We start from the raw sequence: 20,785 nt of genomic DNA, 5'->3' as shown, positions 1-20,785 counted from the left end.
GGAGTACCCAATTGACAGCGACGAAGGTTACAGATATATTTCTGATATATCAAGAAGGAGCAGAGATATGTGGGCAGGCATTTTTCCAGCTGTAACCAGCAAATTCACCAAGGATGATAATCTCGATCATGCGGAAATGGAACGTTGCTTCTCGCTCCTGATGGACGCTGGATGCGATGGCCTGATCGTTGCGGGCTCGCTCGGCGAGGGGCCGATGCTCAGCCATGACGAAAAGCTCGAAGTTCTTGAGACAGCAAAACGCGTAGCAAACGGCAAGCCTGTGCTACTGACGATCAATGAGGCAGCGACCCGCGAAGGCGCGGCGCTTGCAAAGCGCGCAGCACGTGCCGGTGCCAATGGTCTCATGCTCGTGCCGAGCCCGATCTATCACACCGACCCGGAAGAAACCGTCACAACTTTGAAGGCCGTTGCCGCGGCCGGCGAACTCCCGGTAATGATCTATTCAAACCGTATCGCCTATCGCGTCGATGTCACCAATGAAATCCTCGGCGAGCTGGCATCGGATGATCTCTTCGTAGCCATCAAGGAATCGTCCGACGACGTCCGCCGCACGACCGACATCATCAATACGTTCGGCACCCGCTTCGATCTTTTCACCGGCGTCGACAATCTCGCCTTCGAAGCGCTGACCGCCGGCGCCATCGGCTGGGTGGCCGGTCTCGTCACCGCGTTCCCGAAGGAAACGGTCGCAATCTACAAGCTCGTCCAGGCCGGTCGCTATGAAGAAGCGCTGCGCATCTATCGCTGGTTCCGGCCGCTTCTCGATCTCGATGTCTCGACCTATCTCGTCCAGAACATCAAGCTCGCGGAAGTGCTCGAGATCGGCACCAATGACAGGGTTCGTCTCCCACGCCAGCCGCTGCGCGGTGCACGGCGTGAAGCGGTGGAACAGATCGTCAGGAACGCGATCGCATCGCGCCCAACCTTGCCGGTCCTCTAAGTCTCCCGGCATACGATGGATGGGCGCAAGGACGACATCGTCATCATCGGTGCCGGCATTGTCGGCACTGCTGTCGCTGCCATATTGTCGGAAGGCGGCCACAAGGTTCTCGTCATCGACAGGCAAGGCATTTGCGAGGGTACAAGCTCCGGCAATGCCGGGGCTCTCGCCTTTTCGGACATATTGCCCATGGCATCGAAAGGCGTTCTCGCCAAGGTGCCGCGCTGGCTGAGAGATCCGCTCGGCCCATTCACGATCCAGCCGGGTTACCTTCCCAAATTGGCCCCCTGGCTCTATCGCTTCTGGCGCGCCAGCCGGCCAGCAGCGCAATTCCATACGATCGAGGCGCAAGGCGCCATGATGCGGCTTGCCGAGCCTGAAATGCTTGGGTTGATGGAGCGAGCCGGCATTCGCCATATGGTGCGCGAGGACGGATCGCTCGAACTTTACGAGAGCGAAGAAGAGCTCAACAGCGCTCTGCCCGGTTGGACCGCCCGCAAGAAGGCAGGGATCGCCTTCGAGCATCTGCGCGGTGACGACCTCGCAGAATGCCAGCCCGGACTGGCGCGGCGTTTCGTGGCGGGGACGTTCGTTCCCGGGTGGAAGACCGTCAGCGATCCGCTCCATGTCGGAAAGGGGCTGTGGGCTTACGCCGAACGCCTTGGCGCACGTTACAGGCAGGCGGAGGTAGTGACCGTTACGAGCACCGCGGAAGGTGTGGCGATCGGACTTGCCAACGGTGAGACGATCAATACTGGAAAGCTCGTCGTTGCGGGCGGGGCATGGTCGCACCGGCTCGCGAAACAGCTCGGCGACGCGATACCGCTTGAAACCGAGCGCGGCTACAATACGACTTTGCCCAAAGACGCCTTTACGCTGAAGCGGCAGTTGATATTTTCCGGTCACGGCTTCGTCGTCACGCCCCTCGAAACCGGCCTGCGTATCGGCGGAGCCGTCGAACTTGGCGGCCTTGACCTGCCGCCCAACTACGCTCGCTCCGAGGCGATGCTGACCAAGGCCAAATTATTCATGCCCGGCCTTGAGACCGCGGGCGGGAGGCAGTGGATGGGCTATCGTCCGTCGCTGCCGGATTCGCTGCCCGTTATCGGCTATGCAAGGGCGAGCAAAAATGTACTCTACGCATTCGGTCACGGCCATCTTGGGCTGACCCAGGCCGCGGCGACAGGGCGCCTGATCAGCGAGTTGATCGACGGTCGCACGCCGTCGATCGCGATCGAAGCATTCCATCCGCAACGCTTTTGAGGAGCATCATGGCGCGTCATTCCTTCTTCTGTGTCGATGGTCATACCTGCGGCAATCCGGTCCGCCTTGTCGCTGGCGGCGGTCCCAATCTGGTCGGCGCTACGATGATGGAAAAGCGCGCGCATTTCCTCGCCGAATACGACTGGATCCGGACCGGCCTGATGTTCGAGCCGCGCGGCCACGACATGATGTCGGGCTCGATCCTCTATCCGCCGACGCGCGAAGATTGCGACGTCGCGGTGCTGTTCATCGAAACCTCGGGCTGTCTTCCCATGTGCGGCCATGGGACGATCGGTACCGTCACGATGGCGATCGAACATGGTCTTATCAATCCACGTACACCGGGGCGTCTCAACCTCGATACGCCCGCCGGCCTCGTCGTTGCGGAATACACGCAGGAGGGGCAATACGTTACGAGCGTGCGCCTCACCAATGTACCGGCTTTCCTCTACGCCGAGGGCCTGGAGGTCGAGTGTCCGGACCTTGGTGTTCTCACGGTCGACGTTGCCTATGGGGGCAATTTCTACGCCATCGTCGATCCGCAGGAGAACTTCCGCGATCTCGCCGACTACCGGGCGCTTGATCTCATCGGGTGGAGCCCGGTGCTGCGCCAGCGCCTCAATGAGCGTTACAAATTCGAGCATCCGGAAAAGCCCGAGATCAATGTGCTGAGCCATATATTGTGGACAGGCGCGCCCACGCGGACGGAAGCGCACGCACGCAACGCCGTTTTTTACGGCGACAAGGCGATCGACCGTTCCCCTTGCGGTACGGGCACATCGGCGCGCATGGCACAGCTTGCTGCTAAGGGCAAGTTGAAGCCCGGCGATGATTTCGTGCACGAATCGATCATCGGTTCGCTGTTCCACGGCCGAGTCGAAAAGGCTGTGACGGTCGCCGGCCAGCCGGCCATCATTCCGTCCATCGCCGGCTGGGCTCGCATGACCGGTTACAACACCATCTTCATCGACGATCGCGATCCCTTCGCCCACGGGTTTGTCGTCAAATGAGCGTGTAGGGAAAGGTGGCCAATTAAGGCGGTGCCGGACGAAACAGCGGTTTTTCAACTATTGGTAGCAGCATTCCCTGAGGAACCGTCCAATTTTGGTGTATAATCCCGCCGAAACTGTGCGAGCAAATGTAAAGATATGGCGTAGGCTAAAAAAGCTGTTGCTTTCTTTAGCGCACACGCTAGGTGTAGCATATTGGGGTAAACGGGAACCGGATAAAAAAACCGGATAAGAAAATTCCCAATAAAAAATGAGGGGTATCGTTGCGATGGAGTACTTCATCCAGCAATCGATCAATGGTCTGACGCTTGGTTCAATCTATGGCCTGATCGCAATCGGTTATACGATGGTCTACGGGATCATCGGCATGATCAACTTCGCCCATGGCGATATTTTCATGCTTGGCGCCTTCATGGCGATGATCGTTTTTCTAGCTTTAACCACTTTCATTGGCGGCGTGCCGGTCGTGCTGGCGCTGCTCCTGATGATGCTCGTCGCCATGCTGCTGACGGGGTTGTGGAGCTGGACGATCGAGCGCCTGGCTTATAGGCCGCTGCGCGGATCGTTCCGCCTCGCGCCGTTGATTACGGCGATCGGCATGTCGATCGCGCTGTCGAATTTCGTGCAGGTAACGCAGGGTCCGCGCAACAAGCCGATCCCGCCGCTGGTCAATGGCGGTATCACCATTTACGGCACCAATATCACCATCGCCTACAAGCAGATGGTGATCATCATCGTCACGGCGATTTTGCTTGCCGCCTTCTGGTACCTTGTCAACAAGACGACGCTGGGGCGTGCCCAGCGATCCTGCGAGCAGGACCGCAAGATGGCGGCGCTGCTGGGCATCGACGTCGACAAGACGATCTCCATGACCTTCGTCATGGGCGCAATGCTCGCCGCCGTCGCCGGAACGCTCTATCTCATGTTCTACGGGGTCATTTCCTTCACCGATGGCTTCGTGCCAGGCGTAAAGGCCTTTACCGCTGCCGTTCTCGGCGGCATTGGATCGCTCCCCGGCGCTGTGGTGGGTGGATTGCTCATCGGCCTCATCGAAGCGCTCTGGTCCGCCTATTTCTCCATCGATTACAAGGATGTCGCGGCTTTCTCGATCCTGGCGATCGTGCTGATCTTCCTGCCATCCGGTATCCTGGGTCGGCCCGAAGTCGAGAAGGTATAAGCTCATGGCCGATGTCCAGAATACAGAACGGGACTCCGTTTTCGCGAAAGCCCTGAAGGAAGGGATTATCTCAGGTGCAATCGCACTCGGGCTATTCTGCCTGATTGTCGGTTTCCGCACCGAGCAGAACATTCGCAACGAACTCATCCTGACCCAGCGCTGGGGGCTTTTGGCGATCTTTGTCCTCGTCGCGGCGGTGGGTCGGTTCCTCGTTACATACACTGCGCCCATGCGCGCCGAGCGCAAGAAGTTGCACAAGGTCGCCGAGGCGAGGGAGCCGTCCGCATTCAGGAAGTCTTTCCCGAAGATCGGTCTTGGCCTGCTCTTCCTCTATCCCGCCCTCGTGGTCCTGATACTCAGTGCCTATCAGGGATCGATGATGGGAGGCCTGCAGGCCTCGCTCAAATATGTCGATAATTTCGGTATCCAGATCCTTATCTACGTCATGTTGGCGTGGGGACTGAATATCGTGGTCGGCCTCGCCGGACTGCTCGATCTCGGTTACGTCGCATTCTACGCCGTCGGTGCTTATTCCTACGCGCTGCTCTCGGCCCATTTCGGCCTGTCATTCTGGCTGCTTTTGCCGATGGCCGGCATTTTCGCCGCGACCTGGGGCATTATCCTTGGCTTCCCGGTGCTGCGCCTGCGCGGCGACTATCTTGCCATCGTAACGCTTGCCTTCGGTGAGATCATCCGTCTCGTCCTTATCAACTGGACAGCTGTCACGAAGGGAACGTTCGGTATCTCCGGCATCGCCAAGGCGACATTGTTCGGCATCCCGTTCACCCCGGGTCCGACAGGTTTCGCTGCGATGTTCGGCCTGCCAAACTCCGGCGTCTACTACAAGATCTTCCTCTATTATCTCATCCTATGCCTGGCGTTGCTGACCGCCTGGGTGACGATCCGCCTGCGCCGGATGCCTGTTGGCCGCGCCTGGGAAGCCCTGCGCGAAGACGAGATCGCGTGCCGCTCGCTCGGCATCAACACCACGACGACCAAGCTTACGGCATTTGCCACCGGCGCGATGTTCGGCGGTTTTGCGGGCTCGTTCTTCGCGGCACGCCAAGGTTTCGTCAGCCCGGAATCCTTCGTCTTCCTCGAATCGGCAATCATCCTGGCGATGGTCGTTCTCGGCGGCATGGGATCGCTGGTTGGTATCGCAATCGCTGCGGCTGTCATGATCGGCGGCACAGAATTGTTGCGCGAACTTGAATTCCTCAAGCTTATCTTCGGCCCCGACTTTACCCCGGAACTCTACCGCATGTTGTTGTTCGGCCTCGCCATGATCGTCGTCATGGTGTGGAAGCCGCGCGGCTTTGCCGGCAGTCGAGAACCAAGTGCCTTCTTGCATGAACGCAAGATGATATCGGGCGAGTTTACGAAAGAAGGGCACGGCTGATGGTTTCGGAAGTGCAGAAAAATACCAGCGCAATCCTGCGTGTTGAACGTCTCTCAATGAAATTCGGTGGCCTTATCGCCATCAACGATCTCAACTTCGAAGCCAAGCGCGGTGCGATCACGGCCCTCATCGGCCCCAATGGTGCCGGCAAGACGACGGTGTTCAACTGCATCACCGGCTTCTACAAGCCGACCGAAGGCATGTTGACGCTGACGCGCCAGAACGGCGAGGAGTATCTTCTCGAACGCATGGCCGATCATGTCATCACCAAGCGGGCAAAGGTGGCCAGGACGTTCCAGAACATCCGCCTGTTCTCGGGCCTGACGGTGCTCGAAAACCTCCTGGTTGCGCAGCACAATCCGCTGATGCTTTCCTCGGGCTTCACTGTCCTCGGCCTCCTCGGCTTCCCGACCTACAAAAAAGCGGCCGCGGAAGCGATCGAGAAGGCCCGCTACTGGCTGGAGAAGATCAATCTCGTCAGCCGGGCGGACGATCCTGCCGGTGATCTGCCCTACGGGGCGCAGCGCCGGCTGGAGATTGCCCGTGCCATGTGCACCGGGCCGGAGCTTCTTTGCCTCGACGAGCCAGCAGCGGGCCTGAATGCGCGTGAATCGGCGGAACTCAACAAGTTGCTCCTCGATATCCGCGCCGATACGGGAACGTCGATCCTGCTTATCGAGCACGACATGTCCGTGGTGATGGAAATTTCCGACCATGTTGTCGTTCTCGAATACGGTACCAAGATTTCCGATGGCACGCCCGAGACCGTCAAGAATGATCCGAAGGTCATCGCCGCCTATCTCGGCGTCGAAGACGAGGAAGTGGTCGAACTGATCGAGAAGGCGGAAGAAGCGGGCGTCGACGACATCACGGCCGCTGTCGATTTGCTTTCTTCAGAAGCACTGCACGAGATCGTCGAGACGCATCCCGATGCTCAGCCGGTGGAACTCATTCCGGCCAACACGCTGCTTGAGACGGCACCAGCAAAAGCTGCCGCCACCCGCAAGGTGTCAGCGAAGACTGCGGCGCCCAAACCGGCCTCTCCAAAGGCTGCGGCTCCTAAACCGGAGTCGCCGAAGACGGCGCCTAAACCGGAGTCGCCGAAGACTACGGCGCCTAAACCGGCGTCGCCGGCGAAAGCCGCTGGCATCAAGGCAGGGGCGACAGCCAATGCACTGGCCGAACCGCGCGGCGGCAAGGCCGACAAGCTGATCCTGATCAAGGGCATAGGTCCGGTCAACGAGCGCAAGCTCAACGAACACGGCATCTTCCATTTCGATCAGATCGCCGCATGGAAGAAAGCCGATATCATTGCCGCCGAAGCCTATCTCGCTTTCGACGGGCGGATTGCCCGTGAAGACTGGATCGGCCAGGCCAAGACACTGGCAAAGGAAAGCCAGGCTAAACCGGCGCCCAAGAAGACCGGAGGGGCTAAGTAATGTCGCAGAACCAGGCCCTTCTCAGCATCGAGAATGTCGAGACCTATTACGGCAATATCCGTGCGCTGAGCGGTGTAACCGTTCATGCCAATCCCGGTGAGATTGTCACGCTGATCGGCGCCAATGGCGCAGGCAAATCAACGCTGATGATGACGATCTTCGGCATGCCGCGCGCCCGCACCGGCCGCATCGTCTTTGACGGCACGGATATCACACAGTTGCCGACACATGAGATCGCGCGCCTGCGCATCGCGCAATCGCCGGAAGGACGCCGCATCTTTCCGCGCATGACCGTGCAGGAAAACCTGCAAATGGGCGCGAGCCTCGATAATCTCAAATTTTTCGACGAAGACTCGCGCATGGTCTTCGACCTGTTCCCGCGTCTCAAGGAGCGCATCAACCAGCGCGGCGGTACACTTTCCGGCGGCGAACAGCAAATGCTGGCGATCGGCCGCGCGCTGATGGCGCGTCCCCGGTTGCTTCTGCTCGATGAGCCATCGCTCGGTCTCGCGCCGTTGATCATCAAACACATTTTCGAAGCCATCAAGGAACTGAACAAGAATACGGGCCTGACCGTGTTCCTGGTCGAACAGAATGCGTTCGGCGCCTTGAAGCTCGCGGACCGTGGCTATGTGATGGTCAACGGCATCGTAACGATGAGCGGTTCGAGCGCCGACCTTCTTGCCAATCCGGAAGTGCGTGCCGCTTATCTCGAAGGCGGTCGTCACTGAACAAGTAGGGCCTCCACAGACGGCGAGGCCCAAGGAGAATAATGCCATGCAAGGCATACTTTACGAAGAACCGTCCATCTTTCTGTTCCTGCTCGTCACCTGCGTCATGGGGGGCTGGGCGGCCTGGATGGCGGGACGGGCCTGCGCCAAGACCTGGCGTCCGATTGCCTTCCTCGTCTTCTACATGCTGCTGCTCGGCATCGCCGTCAGGTTCATCCACTTCGCCCTGTTCGGCGGCACGATGCTGACGCTGCATTATTATGTGGTCGATACGATTGTCCTGATCATCTTCGGGACGTTGGGCTATCGCTACACCCGTACCAACCAAATGATAGGTCAATATTTCTGGCTCTACGAAAAAGTTTCTCCATTTTCATGGAAGGAAAAAACGGGAGCCTAACCAATCTCGCTGATGCGAAATGAATCAGCGTGACAACCGCCGGGAAATCGGCAAATGTGCGCTTCAAGCGATGAAAACGGGTCATCGCGAGGGGTTTAGTAAATACTTAGAAAATGGGAGTTTTCAAATGAAGAAATCACTGTTCTCGGGCGTTGCACTCGCTGCAATGCTCGCTTTGAGCGGTCATGCCTATGCTGATCTGTTGATCGGCGTCGGCGGTCCGTTGACCGGCCCGAACGCTGCATTCGGCGCTCAGCTGCAGAAGGGCGCTGAGGCTGCCATTGCCGAGATCAATGCTGCGGGCGGCATCAACGGCGAACAGGTCAAGCTTTCGCTCGGTGACGACGTTTCCGATCCGAAGCAGGGCATTTCGGTTGCCAACAAGTTCGTTGCTGACGGCGTAAAGTTCGTTATCGGCCACTTCAATTCGGGCGTTTCGATCCCCGCATCTGAAGTCTATGCTGAAAACGGCATCCTCGAGATCACGCCTGCCGCGACCAACCCGGTCTTCACCGAGCGCGGCCTCTGGAACACCTTCCGTACTTGCGGTCGCGACGACCAGCAGGGTGTGGTAGCCGGCACGTTCATTGCCGAGAAGTTCAAGGACGCCAAGGTTGCCGTCGTGCACGACAAGACGCCTTATGGCCAGGGTCTTGCTGACGAAACCAAGAAGACCTTGAATGCCAAGGGCGTCAAGGAAGCCATGTACGAAGGCGTCAACGTCGGCGACAAGGACTTCTCCGCGCTGATCGCCAAGGCAAAGGAATCGGGCGTAACCGTTCTTTACTGGGGTGGTCTTCACACCGAAGCCGGCCTGATCATGCGCCAGCTCGCCGACCAGGGCCTCAAGGTTCAGTTCATCTCCGGTGACGGTATCGTTTCGAACGAACTCGCTTCGATCGCTGGCGACGCAGTTGCAGGCACGCTGAACACCTTCGGTCCCGATCCGAGCAAGAACCCTGCCAACAAGGAACTCGTCGAGAAATTCCGTAAGCAGGGCTTCGAACCGGAAGCTTACACCCTCTATTCCTATGCTGCAGCTCAGGTCATCGCCGACGCAGCGAAGGCTGCCGGATCGAACGATCCTGAAGCCGTTGCCAAGGTGATGAAGGAAAAGGGTCCATTCAAGACCGTTCTCGGCGACATCGCCTTTGACGAAAAGGGTGACCCGAAGCTTCCAGGCTACGTCATGTACGAGTGGAAGAAGGGCGAAGACGGCAAGTACAGCTACTTCCAGCAGTAAGCCTTCTTGCATGATTGCCTAAGCGGATGCCCGGCCTTGCGCCGGGCATTTTGCTGTTGGACATTTCGATTTCTTATGGTCAATATGCGTTGTTTGCAGTGCAGCAATCTAGCCAGATAAGCGCGCCAAACCAAAACTACTTTAGTTCATATTCGGAGTTGCGGTCTTGCCTATCAAGAAAATCCTCGTCGCCAATCGTTCGGAAATCGCGATCCGCGTGTTTCGCGCTGCCAATGAACTCGGCATGAAAACCGTGGCGATTTGGGCGGAAGAGGACAAGCTTGCGCTGCATCGCTTCAAGGCGGACGAATCCTACCAGGTGGGGCGTGGACCGCATCTTGCCAAGGATATGGGGCCGATCGAAAGCTATCTCTCGATCGAGGAAATCATCCGCGTCGCCAAGCTTTCTGGAGCCGACGCAATTCATCCCGGTTATGGCCTGCTTTCGGAAAGCCCGGAGTTTGCCGAAGCCTGCGCCGAGGCGGGTATCATCTTTATCGGGCCCAAGCCTGAAACCATGCGCCGGCTTGGCAACAAGGTCGCCGCGCGCAACCTCGCGATCGAGATCGGCGTTCCTGTCGTGCCGGCCACCGATCCGCTTCCTGACGACATGGAAGAGGTCAAACGGCTCGCCGAGAAGATCGGCTATCCTGTGATGCTCAAGGCGTCATGGGGCGGCGGCGGGCGCGGCATGCGGGCTATCTTCAAGCCGGAAGATATTGCCCGGGAGGTCACCGAGGGCAAGCGCGAGGCCAAGGCCGCGTTCGGCAAGGATGAAGTCTATCTCGAAAAGCTCGTTGAGCGCGCGCGCCATGTCGAGGTGCAGATCCTCGGCGATACGCACGGCAATGCGGTGCACCTCTTCGAGCGCGACTGTTCCATCCAGCGCCGCAACCAGAAAGTGGTGGAACGCGCCCCGGCGCCCTACCTCAACGAGGCGCAGCGCAAGGAAATCTGCGATTACGGCCTGAAGATCGCCAAATCGACAAATTATATCGGAGCCGGAACGATCGAGTTCCTGATGGATTCCGATACAGGCTCGTTCTATTTCATCGAGGTCAATCCGCGCATCCAGGTCGAACACACGGTGACGGAGGAAGTGACCGGGATCGACATCGTCAAGGCGCAGATCCGCATCCTCGAAGGCGCGACCATCGGAACGCCCGAATCGGGTGTGCCGGCACAAAAGGACATCAGGCTCAACGGCCACGCCTTGCAGTGCCGTATCACCACCGAGGATCCCGAGCAGAATTTCATTCCCGATTATGGCCGCATCACAGCCTATCGCGGGGCGACGGGTTTCGGCATTCGCCTCGACGGCGGCACAGCCTATTCGGGCGCTGTCATCACCCGCTTTTATGATCCGCTTCTCGAAAAGATCACTGCCTGGTCACCGACGGCCGAAGAGACCATCCACCGCATGCACCGCGCCTTGCGCGAGTTTCGTATTCGCGGCGTTGCAACGAACCTGACCTTCCTTGAAGCCATCATCACGCATCCGAAGTTCACCGACAATTCCTACACGACGAAGTTCATCGACACGACGCCGGAACTCTTTGCGCAGGTGAAGCGGCAGGACCGCGCCACCAAACTCTTGACCTACCTTGCCGATGTGACGATCAACGGGCATCCGGAAACCAAGGGTCGCGCCACCCCGCCGAAGGAAGCGGCGCTCCCGCGCGTCCCCTTCATTGAAGCGTCGATTCCAGACGGCACCAAGCAGTTGCTGGACCAGCTTGGACCAAAGAAGTTCGCTGAGTGGATGCGCAATGAAGAGCGCGTGCTCGTCACCGATACGACCATGCGGGACGGGCACCAGTCGCTGCTGGCGACACGCATGCGCACCTATGACATCGCCCGCGTCGCCGGAACCTACGCGCGCGCGCTCCCGCAATTGTTCTCGCTCGAATGCTGGGGCGGGGCGACCTTCGACGTTGCGATGCGCTTCCTGACGGAGGATCCGTGGGAGCGGTTGGCGGAAATTCGCGAGCGCGCGCCCAACATCCTGTTGCAGATGCTTTTGCGCGGCGCGAATGGCGTCGGCTACAAGAGCTATCCGGATAATGTCGTCAAATATTTCGTAAGCCAGGCGGCGCGCGGCGGTATCGACGTATTCCGTGTCTTCGACAGCCTGAACTGGGTCGAAAACATGCGCGTCAGCATGGATGCGGTCATCGATGAGAACAAGCTCTGCGAAGCGGCGATCTGCTACACTGGCGACATTCTCAACTCGGCGCGGCCGAAATATGATCTCAAATATTATGTCGATCTTGCCCGCGAGGTCGAGAAAGCGGGCGCTCATATCATCGCCGTCAAGGACATGGCCGGGCTACTGAAACCTGCTGCAGCCAAGGTTCTGTTCAAGGCGCTGCGGGAAGCAACCGATCTGCCGCTGCATTTCCATACGCACGACACATCGGGGATCGCGGCCGCGACGGTCCTTGCTGCCGTCGACGCGGGGGTCGATGTGGTCGATGCCGCCATGGATTCACTCTCCGGCAATACCTCGCAGCCTTGTCTCGGTTCCATCGTTGAAGCGTTGAAGGGCACGGAGCGCGATCCCGGCCTCGATCCTGAATGGATTCGCCGTATTTCCTTCTACTGGGAGGCGGTGCGCACCCAGTACGCGGCATTCGAAAGTGATCTCAAAGGACCGGCTTCGGAAGTCTATCTGCACGAAATGCCTGGCGGCCAGTTCACCAACCTGAAGGAGCAGGCCCGGTCGCTCGGTCTCGAAACCCGCTGGCACGAGGTGGCGCAGGCCTATGCCGACGTCAACCAGATGTTCGGCGACATTGTCAAAGTGACGCCGTCGTCGAAGGTCGTGGGCGACATGGCGCTGATGATGGTGAGCCAGGATCTGTCGGTCGCGGACGTCAAGAACCCCGGCAAGGACATCGCCTTCCCGGATTCGGTCGTCTCCATGATGCGCGGCGACCTTGGCCAGCCGCCAAAGGGTTGGCCCAAGGAGATCCAGAAGAAGGTTTTGAAGGACGAGAAGCCATTCACCGAACGACCGGGCGCGCTGCTCGCGCCGGCGGATCTCGAGGCGGAACGCAACGACATCGAAACCAAGCTCGAACGCAAGATCACCGACCAGGAGTTTGCCTCCTATCTTATGTATCCGAAGGTATTTACCGACTTTGCCACCACGCACGATACCTATGGGCCGACGAGCGTCCTGCCGACCCATGTCTATTTCTATGGGCTGGCGCAGGAGGAAGAGGTGTTCCTCGATATCGAACGCGGCAAGACATTGGTCGTGCGCAACCTTGCCATGGGCGAGGCCGACGACAAGGGCATGTGCACGGTCTTCTTCGAACTCAACGGCCAGCCACGCCGGGTCAAGGTGCCCGATCGCACGCGCGCCGCGGGTGGAGCGGGCGTCCGCCGCAAAGCGGAACTCGGCAATGACAAGCATGTCGGCGCGCCAATGCCGGGTATCGTATCGACGGTCGGCATCGCTCCGGGGCAGAAGATCAATGCCGGGGACGTATTGCTGTCCATCGAAGCAATGAAGATGGAAACGGCGTTGCGCGCCGAGCGCGACGGCACCGTCGCCGAAGTTCTTGTCCGTGCCGGCGACCAGATCGACGCCAAGGACCTTTTGGTGGTCTACGAATAGGCCCGTTTCTCTTTAGCGGAACGTTCAAGGGCCCCAAACGGGGCCTTTGTTGCAAATGGATGCGCCCCAGAGTGCGTGTTTATGCATAAATGTGCAATTGATGTTGCCGATATCGGCATTATCGGATAGAAGGATGCAATGGAGGAACATCGTTGCTGAAAGATCTATCCCCGGACGAACGCAAAAGCATGATCCTGCGGCGGATCAACGAGAACGGTCGTGTGCTCGCCAACATGATTGCGTCGGAGTTCGGCGTCTCAGAAGATTCCATACGTCGTGACCTGCGCGAACTGGCGGATCAGGGCCTCGTTCAGCGCTTTCATGGCGGGGCAGCACGCAGCAGAACGGGACCGAGAAGTTTCCAGCAACGCGCGCGCGAAGAGACTGCCGGGAAAAAGGCGATAGCCCGGGCAGCGGCAGCGCTTATTCCGCCCGATGCAACGATGGTGCTTGATTCCAGCACGACGGTTCTCGAATTCGTGCGCGCCCTTCCTGCCGATTTCAGAGCCTGCATCATCACGAGTGCACCGGATATCGCGGTCGCGGCGCTCGATCATCCGCTTTGCGAGGTTATATTGCTTGGCGGAACCTTGAACCGGCTGACGCGCAGCGTGATCAGCCAATCGACGCTGGCCGAAGTTCAATCGATGCGCATCGACTACTGCGTGCTTGGCGCCTGCGCTGTCGATGAAAGCCTGATGCTGCGAGCCGAAAATTATGATGATGCGCGCATGAAACTGGCCTTTGCCGAGGCGAGCAACGAAGTCCTGCTGTTGGCAACCAGCGACAAGCTGGTGAAGCGGGGTCCGTTCGCCATCGGGCCGATAGCCCTTATATCCACCCTTGTCACCGATACCACGGCCGACCCCTCGATCCTTGATCGCATAGGCGGTGCTGGTGTCGACGTGATCGTTGCCGCCGATAAACAAGCCTGATTTTATGTGAGTGAATTCAATGTCCGTCCAAGCCCAATCTGCAACCGGTGAAGCCCCAATGGATGCCGCGACCTTTCGCAGGAGAGCTGTTTATGGCCGCTGGGCCGTCGCCAGCGCGTTTTTCTTCAATGGCTTCCTCGTTGGCAGCTGGGCTCCGCAGATTCCGGTGTTCATGACGCGACTCGGCATCAGCGAGTTCACGCTTGGGCTTCTTATCCTGGTGTTCGGCATAGGGGCGCTAGCCTCGATGCCCTGGTGCGGCTACCTCATCGAAAAACATGGATCGCGTGCTGTGATAAAGGGGTTTGCCATATTCTGCTCCTTCTCGCTCCTTCTCGTTGCCCTCGCGCCCAACGTGATAAGCGCCGCACCGGCGCTGTTTCTGTTTGGCGCAGTCATCGGCGGGATGGATGTCGCGATGAATGCAAATGCGGTGGAGGTCGAGAAAAAACTCTCCCGCGCCGTCATGTCGTCCTCGCACGGCTTCTGGAGCCTCGGTGGCTTTGCCGGCGGCGGACTTGGGGGCATCCTGATCGAAGCGCATGGACATCTGGCGCATGCCGTCGTCGTGACGATCATCGCGATCGCGATCGGCCTCATTGCCTTCCGGTTCATGATCACCGAGGATGCGCCCGTCAGGCATGAGAAGCAGAAGCTGACGTTCCCCACCAATCCCTTGATCTACCTTATCGGCTTGATGGCGCTCTTCTCCATGGTTCCGGAAGGATCGGTGCTGGATTGGGCAGCGCTCTATCTGCGCCAGGAGCGCGGGGCCGATATCGCCACGGCCGGCTTCGCATTTGCGGCGTTTTCGGGAACGATGTCGATCATGCGTTTTCTCGGCGATGGCGTGCGTGACCGTTTCGGTGCCGTCAATACGCTGCGCATTTCCGCGCTGATCGGCGCGTCGGGAATGCTTGCTGCCAGTATCGCGCCGACCTCGTGGATCGCCATCCTCGCCTTTGCCTTTTCCGGCCTCGGCATTGCCAACATGGTGCCCATTGCCTTTTCGGCGGCCGGCAACCAGCAGGGCACGTCATCAGGCGTGGCCCTCAGCATGGTTACGCTCATGGGTTATTCGGGGATACTCGTTGCGCCATCGGCAATCGGTTTTGTCGGCGGCAAGACCGGGTTCGGACCGATCTATATGGTGCTCGCCGGTCTGCTCGTCGTCGTCGCCCTCATGGCCAACCTTGCCAGGAGCGCAGATCAAAAGGTACGTTAGGCCCGGCGCGCGGCGCCCATTGGTTTTTTCCGCTGCAAGAGGAAATCGCTGACGCGACGGCCGGGCTTTTTCGCCTTGAAGCCGATATGCATTTCCGGCGCGAGTTCGCCGGTCAGGTCGAGAGTCGCGTGCTCGCCTACGGCGTCGCTGTGCTCATCGAGCCAATCTTCAGCAGCGGCGCGCCCAAGGTCACGCAGATATTCGAGGAAGGCCCATTCGGCATTGATCTTCGACGAAGAAGACAGGCCCGCCAGAGCCTCGTCGGCGTCGATACGATGCATGCGGATATGGCGGTAGTCGCCATGCTGAAGCCGCCCGGCGTCGATCAATGAGTTGACAAAGGCAATCGAGCGGAACTCGCGCAGCAGCGCGGCATTGAATGTGATTTCGTCGATCCGCTCGCTGATTTCGCGTGCGGTCTTTGGCGTGCCGCGGCGCTCGATCGGATTGATCTGGACGAGGAGAACATCCTCGCTCTCGCTCGAATAGAAGAACGGGTAGAGGGCAGGATTGCCGCCATAGCCGCCATCCCAATAGGGCTCGCCGTCAATTTCAACCGCCTGAAAAATATAGGGAAGGCACGCGGAGGCCATCACGACGTCGGCGTTCAGTTCTGATTGCGAGAAAACGCGCAGGCGCCCCGTCTCGACATTCGTGGCGGAAATGAAGAGCTTGAGCTTGGGGCAGGCCTTCACCCGGTCGAAGTCGATTTCCTTTTCGATTACGTCGCGCAACGGATTGAGATTGAAGGGATTGAACTCATAGGGCGAAAAAACGCGCGAGATCTGTTCAAACAGGTTGAAGCCAAAGCCATTCTCGATCGACCAGTTCCCAAAGAACCTGTCCCAGGGCGAGCGCTGCACCGGGCTGAATTGGCCGGTTCGGCCCACTGCGCGCCAGAAATCATGCAATTTGGCGCGCGCCCCTTCGGCACCATTGTGTGCCCAGCCATCGGCAAGAGCCACGGCATTCATTGCGCCGGCGCTGGTACCTGAGACGCCCTCGATTGTCAGTCGCCCGTCCTCCAGAATGCGGTCGAGCACGCCCCACGTAAAGGCGCCGTGCGAACCACCACCCTGAAGGGCGATGTTGATGGCCTTGGTTTTGGCCATTATGCCGCTGTCCAGCCGCCGTCGACGGAAATTGACGTCCCGGTGATCTGTGCTGCGGCGTCGCTGGCGAGAAACACCACCGTCGCACCGATCTGGTCGACCGTCGCGAACTCCTTCGTCGCCTGCTTGTCCAGCATCACTTCGCGGACCACCGTATCGCGATCCATGTTGTGCGCCTTCATCTGATCGGGGATCTGGGCCTCGACCAAGGGCGTAAGGACATAGCCCGGGCAAATTGCGTTGCAGGTGATATGTTTTTCAGCGACTTCGAGGGCCACGGTCTTGGTCAGGCCGAGAATGCCGTGCTTGGCAGAGACATAGGCCGACTTGAAAGGCGAGGCGCGCAGGCCATGGGCCGACGCGATATTGATGATGCGGCCCCAGCCGGACTTCTTCATATGCGGTAGCGCTGCAGCAGTGGTGTGGAACGCCGAGGTCAGGTTGATCGCGATGATCGCATCCCATTTCTCGACCGGAAACTCATCGACCGGCGCGACGAACTGGATCCCGGCATTGTTGACGAGTACGTCGACACTGCCGAAGGTATCGGCCGCCTTTTCGATCAGCGCCCGACACTCGCCGCCGTTCGACATGTCCGCCTTGATGTAGACGACTTCGACCCCATGCTTTTCAGTGATCTCCTTGGCGAGCGCATGATCCTCGGGGCGATCGGTAAAGGAGTTGATCACGACGTTGTAGCCAGCGGCTGCGAGTGCATGGGCAGAACCGAGGCCGATTCCGGAGTTGGAACCTGTGACGACTGCGGTCTTTTCGGTCATGGCAAAGGCTTCCTTCGATTTCAAACAACCGCCGCCTCGCGGCCCGGGGAATATATTGCATTGCAGCAAAATTGCTAGGCTCGCAGCCGTGAGACTTTGTCATGGAAGCTCTGCATTCAGCGGGTAGCCATAATTGGAACTTTTCTCTTCGACGCTGAGGGGCGGTTTGTGTTGACAAACAGCGATAGCTGCGCCACCTGAACGGGATAGCTGGAGCGTGATGATGTCTGACTATTATTCCGACCCCTTTCCCCGGCGTCCATCTGTTGGTGTCGATGTCGGCGGCGTAATGGTGGGTGGCGGTGCGCCGATTGTCGTGCAGTCGATGACCAACACGGATACTGCCGACGTCGATGGCACCGTGGCGCAAGTCGCCGCGCTGTCGCGTGCCGGATCGCAGATTGTGCGTATCACCGTCGACCGTGACGAATCCGCTGCCGCTGTTCCAAAAATTCGCGAGCGACTCGACAGGCTCGGTCTCCCGGTGCCACTCGTTGGCGATTTTCACTATATCGGCCACAAGCTCCTTGCCGATCACCCGGCTTGCGCGGAGGCGCTGGCCAAATACCGCATCAATCCGGGGAATGTCGGATTCAAGGAAAAGAAGGATGCGCAGTTCGGCGCCATCATCGAGATGGCGATCCGCTACGACAAGCCTGTGCGCATCGGCGTCAACTGGGGTTCGCTCGACCAAGAACTCCTGACGGCGCTCATGGATCAGAATCACAAGGCAGGGGCGCCGCTCACCGCCGAGCAGGTTACCCGCGAGGCGATCGTCCAGTCGGCGTTAATTTCGGCGCAGCTTGCCGAAGAGATCGGCCTTGCCCGATCAAAGATCATTCTCTCCGCGAAGGTCAGCCAGGTACAGGATCTGATTGCAGTCTATGCCGAGCTGGCACGCCGCACGGACCACGCGCTTCACTTGGGCCTGACCGAGGCCGGCATGGGTTCGAAGGGTATTGTCGCATCGTCCGCCTCGCTCGGCATCCTCCTGCAGCAGGGGATTGGCGATACGATCCGCATTTCGCTGACCCCCGCGCCCGGCGGCGACCGCACCCAGGAGGTGCAGGTCGCGCAGGAACTTTTGCAGACCATGGGCTTTCGCCAGTTTATTCCCATCGTCGCTGCCTGCCCCGGCTGCGGACGCACCACGTCGACCGTTTTCCAGGAATTGGCGCAGTCAATTCAGAGCGACATCCGCAAGAACATGCCAATCTGGCGCGAGAAATATCCCGGCGTCGAGGCGCTTAACGTCGCCGTCATGGGGTGCATCGTCAACGGTCCGGGCGAGTCGAAGATGGCCGATATTGGCATATCGCTGCCGGGAACCGGCGAAACGCCGTCAGCACCTGTGTTCGTCGATGGCAAAAAGGTCGCGACCCTGCGCGGTGCCGGCATTGCCGAGGATTTCCAGAAGATGGTCGCCGATTACATCGAAAACCGGTTCGGCCAGCGGTCCGCCGGGTCGCACGCCGCCGAATAGAATCCTAGCTGCGCCGCTCGGCAATGAAACGGGCCGCATCCTTCAACAGTGCGGCCGAAGCGCCGTAGGACGAAAGCAGTTCTTCCGCCTGGGCGATCAGGCCGGCGAGCTGGCGCTTGGTCCAGTCGATCCCATGCAGCGAAACGAGCGTTGCCTTGCCGGCGGCAGCATCCTTGCCGGTCGCCTTGCCCATGCGACTCGCATCGGCGGTCACATCCAGCAAGTCGTCGGCGAGTTGAAAGGCAAGGCCAATAGCCGAGCCGTATTCCGCCAGCCGTTCGCGATCCTTCTCGCCGGCATTGCCGATAATGGCCCCGGCCTCGCAGGCGAAACGGATGAGCGCGCCGGTCTTCATTGCCTGCAGGCGAATAATGCCTTCCTCATCGGGTTTGACCGTTTCCGCTTCAAGATCAAGCGCCTGCCCCCCGGTCATGCCGCCTATGCCCGCGGCGCGCGCCAATTGCGTGATGAGGGCCAGTCGCGCGGAAGGAGCAAGCTCGGTCGCCTCGTCCGAAATGAGTTCGAAAGCGTAGGTCAGAAGGCTGTCGCCAGCAAGAATGGCGGCGGCCTCGTCGAATTTGCGATGCACTGTCGGCTGGCCTCGACGCAAATCGTCATCATCCATGGCTGGAAGATCGTCATGAACAAGCGAATAGCTGTGAATGCATTCGAGCGCCGCCGCAACGCGCAGGGCGGCGAGGTTGTCCGCTCCGAAAAGTGCTGCACTTTCCATTACAAGGAAGGGGCGCAGCCGCTTGCCCCCATTGAGCACGCCGTGGCGCATCGCGGCCATCAGGCGCGGCGGCCGGCTGATTTCACCTGTGCGCGAGCGATCAGAGAGGAGTTCGCCAAGCAATGCTTCGACGGCCGCCGCCCGCTGCTGCAAGGTAATCTCGAACAATGAAAAGCCCTGATCCGTCATCATCATCCGCCAATGACCGAAAAATTGCTCGCCGGTCAATGGGGCTGGTTGCAGCTGCCATCAATTTGCAGCGCTGCCGTGTGTGGATAATGCATAAAACTGCAGAATGAATTCCCTTCCGCGGCGCTTTGCTCTATGTCCAAGAAGAGTTTTAGCGCGGACGGACTGAGTGACGAGGGTATTGGTTAGAAACAAGCGGGGGAGAGGTTATCTGGTCGGGCCCGGTCGTTCGCCCGTCGGACGGCTGATACGATACGCCGTCCTTGCCGGCGTTGTTTTGATCATGCTGCCGCTGGTTCTTCTGAGCCTCTACCGTATTCCTTTCGTGCATCCGGTCTCGACACTCATGGTCAAGGACCTCGTGACGTTTTCAGGTTACGACCGGCGCTGGGTGCCCATCGAGCAAATCTCACCGGTGCTGATCAATTCGGTGATGATGTCCGAAGATGCGCGGTTCTGCTTTCATTCAGGCGTTGACTGGGACGCGCTGAATTCCGTTGTCTCTGATGCGATCGATGGCGAGCAGACCCGCGGCGCTTCGACAATCACCATGCAGACTGCCAAGAACCTTTTCCTCTGGACCAGCCGTTCCTTCATTCGCAAAGGTCTGGAAGTGCCGCTTGCGATGCTGACGGATCTGATCCTGCCCAAGCAGCGGATTATGGAAATCTACCTGAACATCGCAGAATGGGGTCCGGGCATCTATGGCGTCGAAGCAGCGGCACAGCATCATTTCAACACAAGTGCAGCAAAGCTTTCACCCCGCCAGGCAGCCTATCTCGCAGTAACCCTCCCCAATCCGATCGTCCGCAATCCGGCAAAGCCGGGACGCGGCATGCAGACACTCGCGCGGCTCAACGAACGCCGGGCGCGCGGTGCGGGCGCCTATATCGGCTGCGTGAAGTAGGATCGGAGCCACCCCCCACGGCGCCAAACGCACCGGATCGGCGCTTGCGACAAAAAATATGCGAGTCCTGCTGGTCAAAAGCTCTCAAGCCGTGTATAGCCCCACCCGAACTTTCCGGAATTTTGTCCATTGTGACAGGCTCAAATCGGGCCAGTGCCGGATTTTGACTGATTA

The 20,785-nt window shown here is 59.2% G+C and carries 17 protein-coding genes; 14 read left to right on the top strand and 3 right to left on the bottom strand.

Annotation, left to right across the window (positions count from 1 at the left end; translation table 11 throughout):
- The first annotated feature begins 67 nt into the window (after positions 1-67).
- The 12 genes from HQ945_RS14665 to HQ945_RS14610 all read left to right on the top strand — a co-directional run bounded on the left by HQ945_RS14665 (position 68) and on the right by HQ945_RS14610 (position 15,408).
- Complete coding sequence (locus HQ945_RS14665; RefSeq protein ID WP_091920990.1) at positions 68-961, top strand: dihydrodipicolinate synthase family protein; 894 nt, start codon at positions 68-70, stop codon at positions 959-961.
- 15 nt (positions 962-976) lie between these two features.
- The gene (locus HQ945_RS14660; protein ID WP_091920992.1) at positions 977-2,224 is read left to right on the top strand and encodes an NAD(P)/FAD-dependent oxidoreductase; all 1,248 of its coding nucleotides are present in this window, start codon (positions 977-979) and stop codon (positions 2,222-2,224) included.
- Positions 2,225-2,232: 8 nt separating this feature from the next.
- Positions 2,233-3,234, top strand: a complete 1,002-nt coding sequence (locus HQ945_RS14655; RefSeq protein WP_091947869.1) for a 4-hydroxyproline epimerase — start codon at positions 2,233-2,235, stop codon at positions 3,232-3,234.
- Positions 3,235-3,502: 268 nt separating this feature from the next.
- Positions 3,503-4,411: a branched-chain amino acid ABC transporter permease gene (locus HQ945_RS14650; RefSeq protein ID WP_027231135.1), complete on the top strand. Its 909-nt coding sequence runs from the start codon at positions 3,503-3,505 to the stop codon at positions 4,409-4,411.
- Positions 4,412-4,415: 4 nt separating this feature from the next.
- A complete protein-coding gene (gene livM / locus HQ945_RS14645; protein ID WP_091920996.1) occupies positions 4,416-5,810 on the top strand; it encodes a high-affinity branched-chain amino acid ABC transporter permease LivM in 1,395 nt (464 codons plus the stop codon).
- Entirely contained in the window at positions 5,810-7,249 is a 1,440-nt protein-coding gene (locus HQ945_RS14640) for an ATP-binding cassette domain-containing protein (protein WP_174208228.1), read from the top strand. Before livM ends, HQ945_RS14640 begins: the two co-directional genes overlap by 1 nt.
- The gene (locus HQ945_RS14635) at positions 7,249-7,980 is read left to right on the top strand and encodes an ABC transporter ATP-binding protein (protein ID WP_027231138.1); all 732 of its coding nucleotides are present in this window, start codon (positions 7,249-7,251) and stop codon (positions 7,978-7,980) included. Before HQ945_RS14640 ends, HQ945_RS14635 begins: the two co-directional genes overlap by 1 nt.
- 46 nt (positions 7,981-8,026) lie before the next feature.
- Positions 8,027-8,380 carry a DUF6867 family protein gene (locus tag HQ945_RS14630; protein WP_027231139.1) on the top strand — a complete coding sequence of 118 codons (354 nt, stop codon included), beginning with the start codon at positions 8,027-8,029 and terminating at the stop codon, positions 8,378-8,380.
- Between the two features lie 127 nt (positions 8,381-8,507).
- Positions 8,508-9,623: a branched-chain amino acid ABC transporter substrate-binding protein gene (locus tag HQ945_RS14625; RefSeq protein WP_027231140.1), complete on the top strand. Its 1,116-nt coding sequence runs from the start codon at positions 8,508-8,510 to the stop codon at positions 9,621-9,623.
- 166 nt (positions 9,624-9,789) lie between these two features.
- Complete coding sequence (gene pyc, locus HQ945_RS14620; protein ID WP_113281473.1) at positions 9,790-13,248, top strand: pyruvate carboxylase; 3,459 nt, start codon at positions 9,790-9,792, stop codon at positions 13,246-13,248.
- A gap of 152 nt (positions 13,249-13,400) precedes the next feature.
- Positions 13,401-14,183 carry a DeoR/GlpR family DNA-binding transcription regulator gene (locus HQ945_RS14615; protein ID WP_228017650.1) on the top strand — a complete coding sequence of 261 codons (783 nt, stop codon included), beginning with the start codon at positions 13,401-13,403 and terminating at the stop codon, positions 14,181-14,183.
- Between the two features lie 58 nt (positions 14,184-14,241).
- Positions 14,242-15,408 carry an MFS transporter gene (locus HQ945_RS14610; protein WP_113281474.1) on the top strand — a complete coding sequence of 389 codons (1,167 nt, stop codon included), beginning with the start codon at positions 14,242-14,244 and terminating at the stop codon, positions 15,406-15,408.
- Here HQ945_RS14610 and HQ945_RS14605 read toward each other — a convergent pair.
- The gene (locus HQ945_RS14605; RefSeq protein ID WP_027231143.1) at positions 15,405-16,520 is read right to left on the bottom strand and encodes a patatin-like phospholipase family protein; all 1,116 of its coding nucleotides are present in this window, start codon (positions 16,518-16,520) and stop codon (positions 15,405-15,407) included. The genes HQ945_RS14610 and HQ945_RS14605 overlap by 4 nt on opposite strands.
- Positions 16,520-17,299, bottom strand: coding sequence for a 3-hydroxybutyrate dehydrogenase (locus tag HQ945_RS14600; protein ID WP_027231144.1), 780 nt, complete (start codon positions 17,297-17,299; stop codon positions 16,520-16,522). The genes HQ945_RS14605 and HQ945_RS14600 overlap by 1 nt, the downstream gene beginning before the upstream one ends.
- 223 nt (positions 17,300-17,522) lie before the next feature.
- On the opposite strand from HQ945_RS14600, the gene ispG reads away from it, so the two are divergent.
- The gene (gene ispG / locus HQ945_RS14595; protein WP_370645562.1) at positions 17,523-18,782 is read left to right on the top strand and encodes a flavodoxin-dependent (E)-4-hydroxy-3-methylbut-2-enyl-diphosphate synthase; all 1,260 of its coding nucleotides are present in this window, start codon (positions 17,523-17,525) and stop codon (positions 18,780-18,782) included.
- A 4-nt stretch (positions 18,783-18,786) separates the two neighbouring features.
- On the opposite strand, the gene HQ945_RS14590 is transcribed toward ispG, so the two are convergent.
- Positions 18,787-19,704, bottom strand: a complete 918-nt coding sequence (locus tag HQ945_RS14590) for a polyprenyl synthetase family protein (RefSeq protein ID WP_113281552.1) — start codon at positions 19,702-19,704, stop codon at positions 18,787-18,789.
- Positions 19,705-19,915: 211 nt separating this feature from the next.
- Here HQ945_RS14590 and mtgA point away from each other — a divergent pair, with 211 nt between their 5' ends.
- Positions 19,916-20,611, top strand: a complete 696-nt coding sequence (gene mtgA / locus HQ945_RS14585; protein WP_027231147.1) for a monofunctional biosynthetic peptidoglycan transglycosylase — start codon at positions 19,916-19,918, stop codon at positions 20,609-20,611.
- Positions 20,612-20,785 lie beyond the last annotated feature (174 nt).

The sequence above is a fragment of the Phyllobacterium pellucidum genome (genome assembly GCF_013327855.1).
GTDB lineage: Bacteria > Pseudomonadota > Alphaproteobacteria > Rhizobiales > Rhizobiaceae > Phyllobacterium > Phyllobacterium pellucidum.
This window is presented reverse-complemented; position numbering and strand designations above follow the sequence as displayed.